The following is an 18481-nucleotide window of genomic DNA, read 5'->3' as shown; positions in this document are numbered from 1 at the left end:
GTCAACTTGGTTGAAAACCACCAAAATCATGATTCATTATCATTAGTAGCTGCTTCTTGAAGGTCTGTGTCTTTAGCAGGCTTTTAGAGATAGTTAGTAGCAGCAGTTTGATCAAATTTGTTTTTTTAGCTCTAGATCGCCATGGTCATCGCTTCTACGCAGAACTCTACGCAGAAGGTCTCTAGTCCCGTTGTTCCTCCTAGTGATTCACGCGAGCGTGTGAGCCAAGGATTCAAGGGACTTCAGGATCGTATATGTCAGAAGCTGGCTGAGGTTGACGGCGTCGGTCAATTTGTAGAAGACCAGTGGACGCGCCCCGATGGTGGGGGTGGCCGTTCACGCGTGATGAAGCAGGGCGATGTTTTTGAGCAGGGTGGGGTTAATTTCTCTGAGGTTTGGGGCGATCGACTGCCTCCTTCAATTTTGATGCAGCGTCCCGAAGCTGAAGGCCATGGTTTCTATGCAACAGGCACTTCAATGGTGTTGCATCCTCGTAACCCTTATATACCTACAGTACATCTTAACTATCGCTATTTTGAGGCAGGCCCAGTTTGGTGGTTTGGCGGTGGTATTGATCTAACGCCCTATTATCCGTTTGAAGAGGATGTAGTGCAGTTTCATCGGACGTTAAAAGAAGCGTGCGATCGCAATCATCCTGAGTACTACAACACCTTCAAGCTATGGTGTGACGAATATTTTTACCTAAAGCATCGTCAGGAAACCCGTGGTGTAGGCGGTGTATTCTTTGACTACCAGGACGGTACTGGTGAGCTGTATCGTGGTCCCAAGCCTGATGGTCCGGCAGCACAACACAGTCAGAAAGTAGGGCAGCCACCACAGCGGGGTTGGGAAGATCTATTCAAGTTCGCCATTGATTGTGGCGATGCCTTCTTGCCGTCCTACATTCCCATTGTTGAAAAGCGACGTCATACTGAGTACGGTGAGCATCAGCGTAATTTCCAGCTCTATCGTCGGGGACGCTACGTTGAATTTAATCTTGTCTACGATCGCGGAACGATTTTTGGATTGCAGACTAATGGTCGGACCGAATCAATCCTAATGTCGCTGCCGCCCATGGTGCGTTGGGAGTATAGTTATGCGCCTGAGCCAGGTACTCCTGAGGCTAAGCTTTACGATACTTTTCTAAAACCTCAAGATTGGGTGAACTGGGGCGCGTAAAAAAATAATTTTTTACATTCTAAAGAGTGCGTGGAACTCCATGCACTCTTTAAGCATCAAGGAATATACCGAGAAGACGCATCGGTGCCGTATCACGGTTGATGCGTAAATATCCTGATTTTGTATGTATTTTCGTGCATACTGATCTGCATGTTCTTTTGAACATTGTGTAGCTTTGCAAAATCAGTATTTCTAAGTGTCGATTAAAATCCGCAATTTGTCGTAAGCGTTGGCATTTCAGCGCTTTCTCATGTTCTCAAGGGCATCATGGTATGTACGGGCATTGGTTTGGTGCTCGTCAGATATTTAAAATTAGCTATCAGATATGAAAGGCCGGTCACCATGGAGCAAAGAATAGTCAACCCGCCCGAGAGCAGTCATAGTATTGCTGTTTTCTTACCCCAAGGGCGGCTCGATATCACTACAGCTTGGCAGTTCCGTCTCAAGCTGCAGGAGTGTATTGTCAATACAACTCCCCACATCATTGTCAATCTTGGCGAGGTTAACTTTATTGATAGTTCAGGGTTAACGTCTTTGGTGGCAGGGATGCGGGATGCCGATAAGCTTCAAGGTAGCTTTAAGCTATGCAATGTCCATCCAGAATCAAAGCTCGTCTTTGAAGTGACAATGATGGATTCTGTGTTTGCGATTTACGACAGTGAAGAAGAGGCGATTAAGGCAGCACCGGAGCCAATGATCTTTTAGGCGAAACCTGCCGCTGTTGAAGCAGCGTAGGTGAGTAAACTTCGTTAAGGTGGTATGGGCATCCATCACGATGAATACAATTGAGCCTGAATCTTATGATTCTTGGCAAAAGTTCGTCCGCAGTAGAAAATGATGTCTAGCGTTTTATTAACCCCACCTGTGACTAACCTCCGTACGGTTTCCGATACCAAGCGAGCCTTCTACAATCACCATTCTCGTCCTATCAATTCTCTATACCGGAGAGTGGTTGAGGAGCTAATGGTGGAAATGCATCTGCTTTCGGTAAATGTCGATTTTGTCTATAACCCCCTCTATGCCCTCGGTGTGGTGACCAGTTTTGATCGGTTTATGGTGGGTTATGAGCCTGAGCAAGACAAAGAATCAATCTTCGCGGCTATCTGTAAAGCAGTGGAAGGCGATTCTCAACAATATCGACAAGATGCTGAGGCTTTAAAGGCCGATCTCGCAAACCTATCGCTGAACGATCTCAACACTCAGCTCTCCAATGCTAAAGCTGCAAGCGGTAGCAATTTGCAAAACAAGCTCCACATGGTGGCGAATCAAGCCAGCGCCAAGTACACTCGCCTGATGGCTGTAGGTCTCTACACCTTGTTTGAAACCGTTGATGTAGCGGCTTTGGATGACAAGGATAAGCGTGAGGAAATGCTAAAAACAGCGGCCGAAATGCTGGCATTACCGGCTGAAAAGGTTGACAAAGATCTAGAACTCTATCGGAGTAACCTGGACAAGATGGCCCAGGCTCAGGAAGTGATGAAAGATATCTTGGAAGCCGAGCGCAAAAAACGTGAGCAGCGGGCTCAAGCCAAGGCAGAAGCAGAAACCTCTTCTGACGCTGCGTCTGGTACTGCTGAGTCAGCTGAATCCGAGTCCTAGGACTACCCGGCAGCGCTAACCCAGTAGAGGTAGTACTCTTCATTTTGCCAGGCTTTCTCAAATGACTGGATCGGCTCAATGTCGAGGCCTGTAGTTGTTTCTTCTAATTCTTTGCTGAGCACTAGGAGAATTTTAGGGTGCTCAGCTAGCAGTTGCTTCACCTGCTGAAGGACTATTTGCTGATCAACTTCCTGGCGAACTCCTTTAAAGAATAGTGTGTAGCTACCGATGGCCTGGCGTTCTGGAAAGTAAAAAGGGCGATCGAGGTAGCCGCTGAGGGCAGCCATCTGAGCATCGCGACTAGCTACAATAAATTCGTCTTGTAGATTGGCCTGACGCATATAGGCAGCAGTGGTTCGGCTGGCTGAGTAGGGAATAGTGAAGTCCATGGTGAACAGGAATATACCGCCGATGACATGGGCGATCAAAATGCTGGTAAATGTCCGACTAAACCAGCGCTGGGATTGTTGCTGCCATGTTTCAAGGATAAGTATGTGTTGGGTGATGGCTGTGGTTGGCTGATAGTGACAGGCTAGCCACAATGCTGCAATCAGAATGAGATAAAAGTTCCCAAAATGACGAATGGAGATCGGCATAAATTTGGCGTATGTAAAGCCTAAGAGGATGCCATTACTCAGTAAATAAAATGCTAAGGGATAAGGCTTTTTGACAAGCTTGAGTACAACTAAAAAGCAAGTTCCTAGACTAATGGCTGCACAGATTAAGAGATCCAGGTATCGCTTACCGTTGGGGATGATGACGTAGTACCCCCCAAAGATGCGACCAACGGCTCTGAGCAGATGTCGGATGTTCAGGCCAGTGACATACCCTTCAAGGGCCTGATTAGCGACATCGATGGGGGGGATAATGAAGTAAAGGGCTATGGCATAGCCTGTCACAATTAGGAAGCTGCTCAGCCCTATATCGAGCCAGCGGCGACGTTGGGTCTCGCACAATACCTCCAGTCCCAGGGTTAGAGCGAGAGCGATCGCAATTAAAAATGCATAAACATTGCTATTCGCCAACAGCACCAGTAACCCCGCCAGTGGCCAGTAAGCCTGCCGCCGCATAGGCCACAGGCTGCAAATGGCAAACAGGAGCAACATAGCGATCGCATAGTTACGAGCAATCAGTAGATGCTCATAGAATGGTAGATAGCCAAAGGTAAACAGCCACTTTTGCCATTGGGTAAAAGGGCTGCATTGCCAGATCAGCAATAATGAGCCCATCGCTAGCAGCCAGTGAAATATCTGCATGGCGATGGGCTGACCAAATACGTGATATAGCCCTGCCACCAGCAGGTGCCATAGACCTGGATGGGCACGGTCGTAGTGAATATTTTCCACAAATGCTGCCCAGGATGGACTATCCCGTGCAATTAGCCAGACATTCATCTCATCGCGCCACATGCTGTGATTGAGGGCACCAATAAAGCCCAGAATGGCGACAATCAGAACGGCAGCCCATGGCGATTTATAAATACGAATCAGCCAATGGGGGATGGAAATGGACATGTTTGCAAATACTCTATCTAGACATTACGGCCCGCTTGCCTTTGCAGGTAACTCTACCGGATAAAACAAAAATGCTGGATGTTCAATACCCGGTAGGGGTAATGGGGGACGTACTTGATAGTATTTGAAAATGGCCTGGTTTACGGCTGTTGGCAGATTACGGCTACCGTCGCTATGGTTCAGCTGAATAATGGCAAAGTGTTGCTGTTCAATTAAATTGGTGAGAACAGTCTCTGCCATGGTGCCGGTTTTTATTTTTTGTCCTGTGTTAAACAGGTCGACTTCAAAGGGGTGGCCTGCCCAGTAACAGAGGGCTAGCATTTCACACATGACTGGCCCATCGGTAGTTGCGATCGCATCAATCACAGCCGCTGTACTTACCTTTTCCGTCTCAAAAGCCTTAAGCTCATCCACAAGCCCCACGGAGGGCAAGGCCAAAAGTACCGGCAGTGCTAAAACTACGATCCAACCCAGACGAGGTTTAAGCACCTTGGCCCTGTGCTTGACCCGGTCGAGCCCAGTCCCCAATAGCAAAATCAAACCCATCAACACATCAAACACTGAGTTATAGTCAACCCCTTGCCCGCCAGCAATAGCGGCGGCCACTATTAGCGAGACCAAAAAGTAAACCATGACCAACCAGGCGTACTTTTTGTGAGACTTCCAGTTAGCGCCAACCCCATAAAATATCCACAAGAACGCCGGATGCAGCCAATTTAATAACTTATCTGGAATTTTCTCAAACTGATACTGCCGCGAATGAAACAAGATCTCCCGTAGAAAATCAGATCCGTACATCCCGTAGCATAGCCCTAAGCAACCAGTGCCCACCCCCAGCAATAGCCATAACCAATAGCCTCTAGCACTGATCAGTAGCCAACCAGTGGTAATCAAAGGAATCGTTAGCAGATTGTGTTTAATCAAAAGACTGCCAAAAATGAGACCCAGGGCCAGTGATAACCACATGGATGAGGCTTTCCCCCGAATCGTGCCTTTGCCATAGAGCACCAGGACCCCACACAGCTGAAAAACATGTGCTAACATTTGCGGATCATTCATCGCCACATAGTTGCGATAGTGGGTGCTGACATAGCCTAAAAACAGCAGTGATGAGAGCAAACTTGGAGTCAAGGCACAGTCCAGCGGCCATCGTAAAATCAAAAAAATGCTGGCAGTGACCAATAGCAAACTACCTAGAGCCACCAGGCGGCCAGCAATAATCCCATCGCCCATCACGGCTCCTAACCCGCCGACCAGGTAAAACGATAGGGGGGGATAGTTGTTAGAAAACAGCTGGTCAGCCTTGGGATATAGGTTTTCTGGCCCGAGAGCATGAGCACTATGAAAAGCATTCCATCCTTCGTTGTAGTTTTTAGGGACTATTGCCACTAGCTCAACTATGGGCTGCAATAGCAGACAACCTATAACCAAACTCAAAAAGATTAAGACCCATCTCTCAGACGTCGATAATTTATGCGTGCTCATGAACCGTTGAATTCGTCAAAATGTTTAGCTGTCAGCATTTAATGGTTAGGCGCTCATGCAGTGACAGCGCCTTGGCCAAACCAATAGCCGTGAGTGTTGTCAGGTCAAAAAGGCTTAACGGCATCTCCATGCCCCATGGGTAGAAAACTTGTTGCGAGCTAAATAACCTAACCAACATGGAGTCATGGTTCAAAATAAAGTCTCTCGTCGGGGGAGGATGGCCTACACCTATCTTTCATTCCAAGCAGCTCAAATCCTTATGCTTTGCTAGAGAATCGCTAACGCTATTGAGACTGAATATGCACTAAATGAGTTTGCCTAATCTGACCCAGATCGTCGTAGGTCTGCGTCAATTGGGGCAATTCGCTGTTTTCAATCCAAAGGTATTCATTGGTACCCACCTGCTCCAAGCTCTCTAACTTTTGACCAAGGTTAGGCGTATAGAATCTTAGTAAAGTGCTCCGCTTACTACTAAGACCAGGGCTGAAGTCGATAGCTTCGGTTTGCAAAATAGGTTGAATATCGGCCCGGAGCAATAGGGCTTTCATCTCAGGATTAATATTGCCAAGATCAGCGGTGCCCCAGGCAAGGCTCAGGCTGACCCAGTGCCCTAATAGCAAGAGTCCTAACCAGTTGATTAACTCGTATTGCCGCTGATGCGATTTGAACCATAGGCCGCTTGCCCCGAGCCACCCTATCCCCAAACCCAACGCAGTTGGTGCATATAGTCGGATGTCATCAGTGCTAGGCAAACTATCGGTGGTTAGAGCTAAACAAGCTGCTACCGTCAGCAAGCCTCCCAAAAAAGCCAATAGGCTGTTAATGGCATGCAGCAGCCTTTTAATAGCAACTTTAGCCGCCGCATTTGCCAATTGCTCCATGGCATAGCCTGTGAGTAGCGCTAGAAAGGGATAGGTAGGGATAGCGTAGTGAGGCAGTTTAGTGGAAGCAAAACTTAACAGGCTGATATAGGACAGTGGATAGAGCAGCAACAATGAAATTTGAGGCTGGGCCAGTTGGTGAAACGTCTGTTTTGATCGCCACAGCTTCGCTAGCAGTAAAACAACTGCCCCCAATGCAAAAAATGCCCACAAAAAATCATTGCCCAAAAGATTAATCACGTAAAAAAACGGAGATTTGGCTCGGTCGGTTGTTAAGCTCTGGCGCACTGGAAAATTTAGTAGGGAATTGATGACCGCCATGTCATATCGCTGCCAACCTAGCCACAGCCAGAGGACGATCGGTAATAGTCCAAGCAATCCCCCTAAATACAGCCTCCATTGTTTGAGATGGTGCCGACCTGAAAAGATTAAGTAGGGGAGTAGGCAGGCAATCGGAACGGCGGCTAAGGCGCTACGAATCAGCACTGTAAGTCCTAGACTGATGCCTGCTCCCAAGTAGAGCCAATTGCTGTTGGGATAATTGTGTTGTGTGGCTGCCGTTGCCAGGAGTAATAGCCAAATGGCAAACAAAACTAACCCTGTGAAGATCACATCGGGTGTTGCTAAACGACTATATTGCAGCCACAGAGGGGCTACCCCTAACGAGAGTGACCCAAGCAAGGCCGCAGTGGGACTTAGTAAGCGACGACCGATGGCATAGGTCAGCAGGATGCAGCCGATACTGGCTAACACACTGGGTAACCGTACAGCGACTTCATGGCGACCCAGAAATTTGATAAAAATGGCTAAAATCCAGTACGGGCCAGGTGTTTTGTGGTGCGGTGTGGCCCATGGATGGATCCAATCTCCGGTATCTACAATGACTCTGGCCCGACGAGCATAGAGACCTTCGTCGTGGGCCATCAGGCTCTGGTTTTCAAGGTCAAAAAAGCCAACCAGCAACAGCGGAATCATCCATAGCAGTAGGATAATCGGGTGCCATTGTTTTGCTTGCATAACTGTTTGAACGCTTTGATTTAGCCAGCCAAGGCCCAGTTGCGAGCGGGTCATGGGGGAAGGAATATGATAGAGCGTAGCTATTGTGCCATTGTCTTGATGGAATTGCCGTGGTTGATCAGGTCAGTAAATTCTTGCGCTCAGACAATTCTTTGTCGATGCGTTCTCATGCTTCAGCTGTTCTAGATGGGATCTGGCTGATGCTGGCCGCCTGGTTATTGTATCTATGGCGGTTAGGAATGGTGCCACTGCGTGATTGGGATGAGGGCACAATTGCTGCCGTAGCTCGTGGGATGAGTACTAGCGGTGATTGGATTTATCCGACAATTCATGGCCATCCTTATCTCAATAAACCCCCTCTGGTGGAGTGGTTAATGGCGACCGGATATTTGGGGGGTATCTCAGAGTGGACTTCTCGGCTATTACCTGCTGCGATTAGTGCCCTGGCAGTCCCCCTGCTGTATTGGTTGGGACGAGAGGTTTTTGGGACCAGGCGACCGGCACTCCTATCGGCAGGTGTGTTTTTAACGCTGTTGCCTGTGGTGCGCCATGGGCGCTTAGCCATGCGAGATGGGGTGGCGATCACCTTATTTTTGTTGCTATTGCTGTGTGGTTTGAGGGCGACAAAACGGTCGGAGTATGCCCTGGTGGTGGGTATTTGTCTAGGATTAATTGCTCTGACGAAGGGAATTTTGGTGATTTTGCTGGGGACTATTGCCCTGGTATTTTTTGGGGTGCGGGCAGTGTTTGGTGGGGAAACTCCGGGTAATCCAGGCTCTTCAATGTCTATCCAGCGTGGAGGGGTTTGGGATAGATTGCGTAATCCTTATCTGTGGTTAGGATTGGCCTTAGGTAGTATCCCAGTCGTGCTTTGGTATGGTGCCCAGCTCCTGCGCTATGGCGATGTTTATTGGCAGGGGCACTTTGTGGCTCAATCATTTGAATGGGTGACATCTGCTATTGAAGATCACCAGCAGCCTTTCTGGTATTACTTTGTGGAGCTGTTGAAGTACAGCTGGCCCTGGCTGATGTTTTGGCCTGGTGGTGTCTTGCTGGCTTGGCGACAGCGCCACCAATCTTGGGGACAGCTGGTGCTGGTGGGGACTGTCATTTACCTGGGAGCGATCTCCTTGATGGGAACTAAGCTGCCCTGGTACATTATGCCGCTTTATCCGTTTGTAGCTCTGGCAATTGGTAGCTACCTACACCACCATTGGCAAAGACCTCAACGCTGGCCTGTGGGGCTATTGGCGTTGATTGCCGTGGTCGCTTTTGGAGGCGGGATCTATTTGGGGATTGCTGACCAGCAACCGACGCTGATTGCCATTGGACTTGTCCTGGGGCTGAGTGCTGGTGTGACGACCTGGCAGCTGTGGCGACGTCAGCGGCACTGGGGTTTGACCTTGATAGCGGGATTATATTTAACCTTGTTGTTACTGATGGGGTCTGATTTTTGGCTATGGGAGCTAAATGAAGCATATGCGGTTAAGCCGGTGGCAGCTCTGGTTAATCAACATGTGCCAGCGACAGCTGAGGTGGTGACTACGTTTAGCTATGGGCGACCTAGTCTGAATTTTTATTGCGATCGCAATATTCCCGTCCTCTCTGGTCAACCGCTGCTCGACCGTTGGCAGGAGATCCTTTACGTCTTAGCAGATGTCCACCAGCTAGCAACGTTGCCTCCTTATCGCGAAATCGCTCGGGCTGAGGGCATGGTGCTAATCCAAACAATTGCTCAATAAAATCAGTTTGTCTTACCCAACACGATCACGGGTATTGCTAAGAAAGCACACCGTGGCTAAAGGGCATTGCTATGATCACAGAAATATACTGAAAAAACGAATAGCGACGTTTCAGATTTTACAGAGTAAGCAACCCATACCCAGAGGATTCACCATTGGCTGACGACCCTCGGAAGCAAAGAGAAGACTTCATGATGCCCCGTGCACCCTATCATGGGGAGTTTACGCCTGAACGAATGGTGTTTAATGCCAATTTGCAAGAATTTGCCAACAAAATTTCCTTGATTTGTAATCTGGAAACAGGAGGCAAAATCACCTCTGAAGAGGCCTACAGCCGCATTAAGCAGCTTTGGAAAGAGCTGAAGGCCTCCAAAAAAGTTTTATTGGACGAAACAAACAGCCAGGGCGACAGTTCCCAGTAAGATTGTCCTCATCTGTTGAGGTTAACTGTTGCTGAAATGCTCCTGCACTGCTTTAACAATGCGCTCTGAGGCTTTGCCATCGCCAAATGGATTGATAGCTCGGGCCATGGCGTCATAGGCTGCTGGATCGCTCAACAGCTTAGCAGTCTCTGTAGTAATGGTCGATGGCTCAGTGCCCACCAGCTTAGCGGTGCCAGCTTCCACAGCTTCAGGCCGTTCCGTTGTTTCCCGTAGCACTAGTACTGGCTTACCAAGACCAGGCGCTTCTTCCTGTAAACCACCGGAATCGGTCAGGAGCAAATAGCAGCGCTGCATGGCTCCCACGAGCTGGCCATAGTCAAGGGGCTCAACCAGAAAAGCACGGGGATGGGAATCTAGAGCCGCTGTCAACGGCTCACGCACGGTTGGATTACGATGCAAGGGCAGCAGCAACGCCACATCTGCAAATTTATCCAATATCTGCAAAAATCCTTGAGCAATGTCTTGTAGAGGCTTACCCCAGTTTTCCCGACGATGTACCGTTGAGAGGATTACTCGGTAGCCAGTCCAATCGAGACCTGGAACCTCGCAGGCCGGCATTTTAGACGCTACGGTTTGTAGGGCGTCAATCACCGTATTACCCGTTTTAACTACCGTACCGTATACCCCGGAAGCGGCCAGATTCGCCACTGACTTATCCGTAGGCGGAAAATGCAGTGTTGTAATCTGTGACACCAGTCGTCGGTTGGCTTCTTCAGGAAAAGGATTCAAAATATTGTCGGTGCGAAGGCCAGCTTCCACGTGGCCTACCGGAATCTTTTGATAAAACGCGGCCAGAGCAGCTGCAAATGCCGTGGTTGTATCGCCCTGCACCAGCACCATATGGGGCTGCAGCTCACTAAAGAGCGTTTGTAAACCCTGTAGGCTACGACAGGTAATGTCCGACAGGGTTTGCTGCGGTTGCATGATATTCAAATCTTGATCTGCTTGGATGTCAAACAGTTGCATCACCTGATCGACCATCTCCCGATGTTGACCCGTGAGCACGATCTGGGTCTCAAGCCCTGGAGTTTTCTGAAATTTCTGAATCACTGGAGCTAGCTTGATAGCTTCAGGGCGAGTTCCCAAAGTGATACAGACGCGAATAGGCAAGCGAGTCATAGTGAAATAGAAACTTAAATAGTGTGAGCTATGTTTGGATCTATCTAAACGTTGTCCACGTCCAGACCGGTGGTTTTTCTATCGAAGCAACTCTAGGGGTTAACTTGGATTTGGTTCGAGGGCAGGTTTGGCCCCTAGTAAAGTCTTCCACAGCAAGGCACACTGTTAGTCTGTTTAATCTGCCCCGTGGTTTTATTTGCTCTCCCATGTCTCAATCCATTGTTGTCGATGCTACGCACCTGCAGGCTCTGGACCTGACAGTAGCCCACACTGCCCTGAATCAGGTTGACTGGCAAACGGAACTAAAGCTAGGTTTTTCCATCAATTATCCTCGTGATGAGAACGACCCCCGCGAGCTGTCTGAGATTCCTGAGGTACGACTGTGGTTTATCCGGCTTGATAGTCATTACCCCTGGTTGCCGCTATTTCTCGATATTGAATCGGGTGAACTAGGTCGCTATGCAGCCATGCTAGTTCCCCATCAGTTCAGCCCGCTAGATGGCATTCGTTATAACCCAGAAGCCTTGGAAATTTTTGTTATGGGTAAAGTGTTTACCATTGCCCAGTGGCTTAAGGATAACCAGATCGATGGCATTGAAAAACTGAAGTTGATGGTGTGTACATTGGGCTATGAACTCGACGATGGTTTATTTGAACTGCTGAAATAGTGCTTGCTTGTGGCGAATCATAATCGCTGAGCTAACCAAAAAAATCAACATTAGATTGACTGCCTAACTTTGTCTAGGATTGCCTCAAGTCCAAGAGTGCGATACAAATCTTACGGATATATGGATAAAGCATATCCACTGATCGCCTTTTATATAGACGAGGAGTACCCCTTTAATGGCAGGGATTTTGGGCACGCTGGTGATCCTACTAATATTGCTGGCCCTGATAGTTTGGCTGCTGATTGAACGGCAATTTCAAGGCCGTCCTGGTAACCGGCTAGAGCTGGATGCTGGCAAGTGGGCCATGACCACCCAAGAGCCTCAGCACTACGTGATTGAGGGGGAAGCGGCGCTAGTTAATCTCACCCGTACTTTAGAGATCATGGTGCCGGAAATCTCTGTTGAGACGCAGCTGCTGTCGGGTGCTAGCTTGGATGGCATTACGGTGAAGACCAAGCTCATGTCAGATCATGAGGATGCCACCGCTAGACCCGATAATTATTGGTTTGCCTACATTGTTAAGACGGGTAAGTCCACTGGTTTAAAGATCAAGGTTGATATTCAAGGTCCTGATCTATCAAGGCTCAAAGCGGTTTGGGTCAAAATTCACTATCTTACCTATGGTCCTGAAGGTCGCATTCCCAAAATGGGCAATGTGGTAGTGCCGCTTAAGTATCCTGAGCCGGATGCGCCTCAAAATTGGAAAACCACGCCCAAGGCCGAAGTTTTGCCGATTCCTACCCATTTACTAGGTCCCCTGGATAGTCCAATTGAAACGGTGAAGCGCTATGTGGAGCCTTACGCTAAGCCAGGGGATATTGTCACCATCGGTGAAACGCCGGTGGCCATTATGCAAGGACGCTGGCGGCACCCCAGTGAGATCAAGCCGGGCTGGGTGGCTAAGCGGATCTGTTATTTCTTTATGCCCACATCAAGTTTGGCCACGGCCTGTGGCCTGCAGACTTTGGTGGACTTAGTAGGACCGGTGCGGGTGGTCTATGCCTTTGTGGTGGGTGCGATCGCAAAGAATTTTTTTGGCCGGGCGGGTATGTTCTACGAACTAGCGGGTGAACAAGCTCGCCTGATTGATGACGTTACCGGTACGTTGCCCCCTTACGATCAGTTCATCGTATTGGGTCCGGAAAACCCTCAGAAAATTGTGCAAGACATTTACGAGGCCACGGGGCTAAAAGCGGCCATTGTCGATGTCAATGATTTGAAAGCGGTTAAAATATTAGCAGCTACCTCTGACACTGACGTAGACTTAATAACAAGTGCTCTACTCGATAATCCGGCTGGTAACGCCGATGAACAGACCCCGGTGGTTCTAATTCATCCGAAATCCTAGGGATTTTATATCTTTTGGCCCTATGACATCCGTTAACCCCTCTGAATCCATTGCGATTCGTCCCGTACATTTCCGTGACTCAGAAAAACTGATACCCGATGGCGGTTCAGAGGTGGTTACTTGTGGCTCATTTACCAAGCATCAGCCCTTGCCAGAGACAGGACGAATGTTTGGGCAGGCCTCCTGGCAGCGTTTATCTCGTTTAGTCAATCCGCTACAGCCTAAGGCGATCACGTTTGCTGCAGAGTGTAAGCACACCACCCACGGTGTAATTCAGGTTTCGCCATTTAACTCCACCCGCAGCACCTGGCGGATTGATCAGGTGATGGTTAAGGCCATAGCCGATCAAGCCCTCACCCTCAATTTAGATTTAGCTAGTTTGCTGTTGCGGCACTGTTTTGAAACAATTGTCGAAGCCCATACCTGGATTAGTGAAACCAGTATCCACGACAAGTTTGGTTTGGCACTATATCGCCAAAATGGGTTTCAGCCGCTGGCCTATGTCACCTATTGGTCTATTGATGCTGAGCAAGTTACTAACTTAGCGGACAATGAACCAGATTTGCCCAATCTGCTGCCGGTCAGTAATGCAGATGCTCAGCTAATTTATCATCTGGAAACGGCATCAATGCCGCCCCAGCTCCGTCAGGTGTTCGACCACCAAATTCAGGACTTTCGCACGCGCTCTATTGCCGGTATGCGGTCCCAGGTTCGGCGTTGGCTGGGGCAGTCTGAGTCAGTATCGGCCTATGTGTTTGAACCCCAGCGTAAAGCAGCTATTGGCTACTTTAGCTTGCGCCTTTCTCAGGATGCTGGGCAACCTAATCGGGCTAAGCTAACGGTACATCCGGCCTACACTTGGCTGTATCCCGAGCTGATGGCTCAGATGGCTCAGGTGCTGCAAGGGGCCTCTAATCAGACACTGCAGTTGGCGTCCCTGGACTACCAGCCTGAGCGAGAAAGCTATCTGCGGGAGATCGGAGCCACGGAAGTGGGCCATACGGTGATGATGTCGCGCTCAGTCTGGCATAAGGTGCGGGAATCAAAGGCGGTTTCGATCGAGGGTCTGCAAGATGTGCTTCAAGGGCTACAGCCATCCGGTAAAGCGATTCCCAGCCGTTTCTTTTGGGATGCGGCAAATTCAGGGTTGAGACGGCGTCCGGCGGGGGATGACTCATCGGGGGGAACAGCAAGGTAGCCCGGCTAATGATGGTATCTGTTTTGGGGTTAGACATTGGGAGTAAACGGATTGGTGTAGCTGGATGCGATCGCACTGGTCTGATTGCTACCGGCATTACCACCATCGACAATAAATCCTTTGTTTATGTGACGGAGCAGCTGAGTCAAATCATCCAGCAGCGAGAGGCGACTTTGCTGGTGGTCGGGCTACCCTACACCATGGACGGCGACCTGGGTACCCAGGCCCGACGGGTGCAAAAATTTACCAAGCGTTTGGCCAAGGCCCTGAGCTTGCCAGTTACCTATGTGGATGAGCGTCTCACATCAGTAGAAGCAGAGCAGCAACTTCAGGCAGAACGTCAGCTAACGACTAAACGCAAGGGCAAAAATAAAGGACTGATTGACCGACGAGCGGCTACTATCATTTTGCAGCAGTGGCTAGATCGCTCGCGCGCTGACCGCAGCCCCTAGCTGCTGCTCGAAAAACGAACAGGCGCGTTTTGCCCCAAAACCTCAAAGGCTCTGGCCCGATGTCATATTACGAATGCCAAATTTGAATCCTAATCCTAATCACAACTCTGATCAGTCCCCTGACTTTCAACAAGGGCAACCAATAGTTACCCTGGCCGATAATAGCGGTCATACCCTGGCCTGTTATGTTGAAAAAGCCATCACCCTTAGTGATTCAGGGCAGGAGTATCTACTGCTGCTACCGGTCGCATCCCCCATTGAAATCTTTAGCTGGCAGGGAGACGACGATACCCTGGCAGATATCGAAGATGAGGAAATTGAGCCGCTGTTTCCCAGTGCTCGCGCAGTTTTGGCTGAATTAGACTTGACCTTGCAACGGAGTGCTTATACGCTTACAGCCGTGGGTAACATCCCTGAAGCTGACGATGAAAGTTGTTTCGCATTAGAAGTGGATGACGATGGGGCAACAGATAATTTTCAGATGCTGGCGCAGTTTTATCATCGTGATCAGCGCTATGTTGCCTGTACTCCTCTAGAGCCCTTGCTATTTTTTGCCTATCGGACTGATACCGATACGGTGGCGTTGCTATCACCTGAAGAGTTTCAGCGACTGCAACCCCAAATTGAGGACCAGTTATTTGAGGGGCTAGAGTAGAGACCTACAGTTGAACGCTCCAATTGATTCTGCAACTGACCACTGGTCTGTCTAAACGAATTATGAGTTGTTTAAAACGAGTATTTTACGTTGGCATTTTTCCGGTGGCCTTAGGTGTAGCCGCCTGGCAAGGCTGGTCTTGGTGGAGCTGGGCGACTGGCCCTGTGTTGGCCAGTGATGCTGAACAGTCGATCCAAATTCAAATTCCGGCAGGTACTGCGGCCCAGCAAATTGGCCAAGATTTGGAAGCAGCTGGCCTCATTCGTTCCACAACTGCTTGGAAAGTTTGGACCCGATTGCAGGGGGTTAAAAAACGCGAAGGTGGACTGCAGGCAGGTACCTACTCTCTATCCCCGACCCAGCCTATGGCGGAGATTGCTAATAAAATCTGGGCTGGGGATGTGGTGCAAACCAGTTTCACCATCCCGGAAGGTTGGAATCGTTCTCAAATGGCGACTGCTTTGGAGGCGCAAGGGTTGGTGAGCGCTGATGAGTTTTTGCGTTCCACCGAAGCGATTCCCTATGCTAAATTTCCCTGGCTGCCTCAGGGTTTGCCCCACCTAGAGGGTTTTCTCTATCCAGATACTTATCAGCTGCCCAGCGAACAAATTGATGCTGATGTGATTATCGATATCATGTTGATGCGGTTTGAGCAGGTCGCTCTACCGGTGTATCAGCAAACCTCTAGTCCTTATTCGCTATCGGAGTGGGTGAATTTATCCAGCATTGTGGAAAAAGAAGCCGTTGTCCCCGAAGAACGGGATACGATTGCTGGGGTATTTGCCCGCCGTTTACGCGAAGGTATTAGTCTGGGGTCTGATCCAACCGTGGAGTATGGTCTAGGCATCACTCAAACGCCGGAAAATCCGCTGACTTTAGCCCAGGTGAACACCCCCAACCCTTACAATACCTACCGTAATCTGGGTCTGCCCCCCACCCCCATTGCGAGTCCCGGTATTGCCAGCTTGGAAGCTTCGTTAAATCCACCAGATACGGAATACCTGTACTTTGTGGCTCGCTATGATGGCACCCATGTGTTTAGCCGTTCACTGGCAGAGCATGAGCGAGCACAGGGTGAAATTCGCGATCGCATTGATGCCCAATTGGGTGATGATCTTTAAACGATTGCCTGCAAAAGCAGGTGACCTGTCTTTACCGTATTTACCACCACTTAACCATGACGCCTTGGGGCCGCCTTCTACAACCTGACCTTGCTATACATGGCTCGATTTTAGAATTTACACCTGAGCTAATTGCGCAGCATCACCTCAAGGGACTGATTTTAGATGTGGATGAAACTCTGGTTCCTTTTAAACAAAGTCAACCCCTAGATGAAGTGCGCCAGTGGCTGCAGCAGATCCAATCCCTAGCTACCGTGGTACTGGTCAGCAATAATCTCAGCCATAGCCGCATTAGCCGTATTGCCGAGACCCTGGGAGTCCCGTTTTATACTGGCGCAGGTAAACCATCCCGTCGTAAGCTACGCCAGGCAGTAGCGCTGATGGAGCTACCCCATCATGAAATCGCTATGGTTGGCGATCGCCTATTTACAGACGTTTTGGGGGGCAATCGTTTAGGCCTATTTACGGTTTTAGTTGAACCGATGGCAGACCCCATGGCCACAGGGTCATTAAATTCTCCTAAACAGTGTCTGCGTAATGCTGAAATCTGGCTATCAAAGCGTCTTGGCGTAGTGCTGGCGGCAGGTGAGCGTCGTTAGCTGTTAGCGAAGAATCTAAAGAAAATGTTATGCCCCTTCTGTTACCAGAGTTTTATTGCGACCATTATTTTATTCAATAGGACCGCTTTTTATAAAGGTTCTGGCTAATAAACGCGCGCGAATTGCAGGAATGGGTACAGCTACAGCTGTCCCATTCTTTTTATTGGATTCGAATCATGTCCGTCACTGGATTGCTATCGATGTCATTGTCTCAAGCCCCAACCCCCAGACCCCAGACGATTGTGGTCAAGATTGGTACCTCTAGTCTGACGGTGGCCAACAACCAGCTGGCCCTGTCGGTGCTAGCCCGTTTGGTAGAAACCCTGAGTCAACTGCAACGCCAAGGAAATCGAGTGATCTTGGTGTCCTCTGGAGCTGTCGGCGTAGGATGTGCCCGTTTAGGGTTACGCGAACGACCGAAGACAATTGAACAAAAACAGGCCATAGCAGCGGTTGGGCAAGGCCGTTTGATGCGGGTATACGATGACCTGTTCACAGTGTTGGATCAGCCCATCGCCCAGGTCTTGCTCACCCGCAGCGACTTAATGCAGCGTTCACGTTATGTCAACAGCTATCACACCTTTCAGCAGCTGTTTAACCTCAATGTCATTCCCATTGTGAATGAGAACGATACGGTGGCTGTGGATGAGCTGAAGTTTGGTGATAATGATACGCTTTCGGCCCTGGTTGCTAGCTTGGTGGGGGCCGACTGGTTATTTTTACTCACTGACGTAGATCGGTTATATTCTGCTGATCCACGGGCTAACCCGAATGCTGAGCCGATTACCTGGGTGCAGCACCTCGCAGATCTGGACATTGATGTGGGGGACCGGGGGTCGGCCTGGGGAACAGGAGGCATGATTACTAAATTAGAAGCTGCGCGGATTGCAACAGGTGCCGGTATTCGGATGGCGATCACGAATGGTCAATCACCTAATAACATTCTGCGGATTTTGGCTGGTGAACCGCTTGGGACTCAGTTTGCACCTCAGCCTAATCCGTCGAATGCTCGCAAACGTTGGATTGCTAATGGACTACGCCCGAGTGGACGGCTCTATTTAGATGCAGGGGCGGTACAGGCAATCACTAAAGACGGTAAATCGTTGCTGTCAGCCGGAATTATCAAGGTTGAGGGTGATTTTCAATCACAGGATGCAGTGGTGCTGTGCGATCGCAGCGGTCAAGAAGTTGCCCGTGGTCTGGTTAACTATAATCACCATGAACTTCAGCAAATTCGCGGACGTCGTTCTGGTCAAATTTCTATGATCTTGGGCTATGACGGTGCTGATACTGTTGTCCATCGGGATAACTTAGTGCTAAATCCTGATGCTATAGGGCCTGATATGAAACCTTTGGCAGACATCGGCTAGGCTCGTTAATTCGGGTGTGGTGGTTTAACGTAGAAAATAACGAGGGATGCGATCGCTCGTTACCAGGGCCTAATAGTTACGCTTATTTCTA

Annotated in this window: 17 protein-coding genes; 13 read left to right on the top strand and 4 right to left on the bottom strand. The window is 49.3% G+C overall.

Features of this window, described 5'->3' with window-relative positions; translation table 11 throughout:
• Positions 1 to 141 precede the first annotated feature (141 nt).
• From hemF to psb29, 3 genes are all read left to right on the top strand, one after another.
• Entirely contained in the window at positions 142 to 1179 is a 1038-nt protein-coding gene (gene hemF / locus N836_RS44340; protein ID WP_023071052.1) for an oxygen-dependent coproporphyrinogen oxidase, read from the top strand.
• A 342-nt stretch (positions 1180 to 1521) separates the two neighbouring features.
• Positions 1522 to 1884 (top strand): STAS domain-containing protein, encoded by a 363-nt coding sequence (locus N836_RS44335; protein WP_023071051.1) that lies wholly within the window; start codon positions 1522 to 1524, stop codon positions 1882 to 1884.
• Positions 1885 to 2013: 129 nt separating this feature from the next.
• Positions 2014 to 2778, top strand: a complete 765-nt coding sequence (psb29, locus tag N836_RS44330; protein WP_268744299.1) for a photosystem II biogenesis protein Psp29 — start codon at positions 2014 to 2016, stop codon at positions 2776 to 2778.
• A 2-nt stretch (positions 2779 to 2780) separates the two neighbouring features.
• Here the strand turns inward: psb29 and N836_RS44325 are convergent, their stop codons facing one another.
• The 3 genes from N836_RS44325 to N836_RS0137120 all read right to left on the bottom strand — a co-directional run bounded on the left by N836_RS44325 (position 2781) and on the right by N836_RS0137120 (position 7729).
• Positions 2781 to 4292, bottom strand: coding sequence for a hypothetical protein (locus N836_RS44325; RefSeq protein ID WP_023071049.1), 1512 nt, complete (start codon positions 4290 to 4292; stop codon positions 2781 to 2783).
• A gap of 24 nt (positions 4293 to 4316) precedes the next feature.
• Positions 4317 to 5681: a hypothetical protein gene (locus N836_RS44320; protein ID WP_152532054.1), complete on the bottom strand. Its 1365-nt coding sequence runs from the start codon at positions 5679 to 5681 to the stop codon at positions 4317 to 4319.
• Between the two features lie 380 nt (positions 5682 to 6061).
• Positions 6062 to 7729, bottom strand: a complete 1668-nt coding sequence (locus N836_RS0137120) for an ArnT family glycosyltransferase (RefSeq protein ID WP_023071047.1) — start codon at positions 7727 to 7729, stop codon at positions 6062 to 6064.
• 56 nt (positions 7730 to 7785) lie between these two features.
• Between N836_RS0137120 and N836_RS44315 the strand changes: the two genes are divergently transcribed.
• Together N836_RS44315 and N836_RS44310 are read left to right on the top strand one after the other, a co-directional pair.
• Complete coding sequence (locus N836_RS44315) at positions 7786 to 9417, top strand: ArnT family glycosyltransferase (protein ID WP_200867383.1); 1632 nt, start codon at positions 7786 to 7788, stop codon at positions 9415 to 9417.
• Positions 9418 to 9572: 155 nt separating this feature from the next.
• Positions 9573 to 9839: a DUF7219 family protein gene (locus N836_RS44310; RefSeq protein ID WP_031291692.1), complete on the top strand. Its 267-nt coding sequence runs from the start codon at positions 9573 to 9575 to the stop codon at positions 9837 to 9839.
• Positions 9840 to 9860: 21 nt separating this feature from the next.
• On the opposite strand, the gene wecB is transcribed toward N836_RS44310, so the two are convergent.
• Positions 9861 to 10979: a non-hydrolyzing UDP-N-acetylglucosamine 2-epimerase gene (gene wecB / locus N836_RS44305; protein WP_023071044.1), complete on the bottom strand. Its 1119-nt coding sequence runs from the start codon at positions 10977 to 10979 to the stop codon at positions 9861 to 9863.
• A gap of 206 nt (positions 10980 to 11185) precedes the next feature.
• On the opposite strand from wecB, the gene N836_RS0137115 reads away from it, so the two are divergent.
• From N836_RS0137115 to proB, 8 genes are all read left to right on the top strand, one after another.
• On the top strand, positions 11186 to 11647 hold the full coding sequence (locus N836_RS0137115) for a CRR6 family NdhI maturation factor (protein ID WP_031291690.1): 462 nt from the start codon (positions 11186 to 11188) through the stop codon (positions 11645 to 11647).
• A 175-nt stretch (positions 11648 to 11822) separates the two neighbouring features.
• Positions 11823 to 12995 carry a gamma-glutamyl ligase gene (locus tag N836_RS44300; RefSeq protein WP_023071042.1) on the top strand — a complete coding sequence of 391 codons (1173 nt, stop codon included), beginning with the start codon at positions 11823 to 11825 and terminating at the stop codon, positions 12993 to 12995.
• Between the two features lie 22 nt (positions 12996 to 13017).
• Complete coding sequence (locus tag N836_RS44295) at positions 13018 to 14193, top strand: hypothetical protein (RefSeq protein WP_023071041.1); 1176 nt, start codon at positions 13018 to 13020, stop codon at positions 14191 to 14193.
• An 8-nt stretch (positions 14194 to 14201) separates the two neighbouring features.
• Positions 14202 to 14645: a Holliday junction resolvase RuvX gene (ruvX, locus tag N836_RS44290; RefSeq protein WP_023071040.1), complete on the top strand. Its 444-nt coding sequence runs from the start codon at positions 14202 to 14204 to the stop codon at positions 14643 to 14645.
• Positions 14646 to 14718: 73 nt separating this feature from the next.
• The gene (locus N836_RS44285) at positions 14719 to 15300 is read left to right on the top strand and encodes a DUF3727 domain-containing protein (protein WP_023071039.1); all 582 of its coding nucleotides are present in this window, start codon (positions 14719 to 14721) and stop codon (positions 15298 to 15300) included.
• Between the two features lie 62 nt (positions 15301 to 15362).
• Positions 15363 to 16421 (top strand): endolytic transglycosylase MltG, encoded by a 1059-nt coding sequence (gene mltG, locus N836_RS44280; RefSeq protein WP_023071038.1) that lies wholly within the window; start codon positions 15363 to 15365, stop codon positions 16419 to 16421.
• A 56-nt stretch (positions 16422 to 16477) separates the two neighbouring features.
• Positions 16478 to 17020: a YqeG family HAD IIIA-type phosphatase gene (locus tag N836_RS44275; protein WP_023071037.1), complete on the top strand. Its 543-nt coding sequence runs from the start codon at positions 16478 to 16480 to the stop codon at positions 17018 to 17020.
• A 200-nt stretch (positions 17021 to 17220) separates the two neighbouring features.
• On the top strand, positions 17221 to 18390 hold the full coding sequence (proB, locus tag N836_RS44270; protein WP_031291686.1) for a glutamate 5-kinase: 1170 nt from the start codon (positions 17221 to 17223) through the stop codon (positions 18388 to 18390).
• Positions 18391 to 18481 lie beyond the last annotated feature (91 nt).

Source organism: Leptolyngbya sp. Heron Island J (assembly GCF_000482245.1).
Lineage (GTDB): Bacteria > Cyanobacteriota > Cyanobacteriia > Phormidesmidales > Phormidesmidaceae > Leptothoe.
Note: the sequence above shows the minus strand (reverse complement) of the source record. Positions and strands in the feature narration are given on the sequence as shown.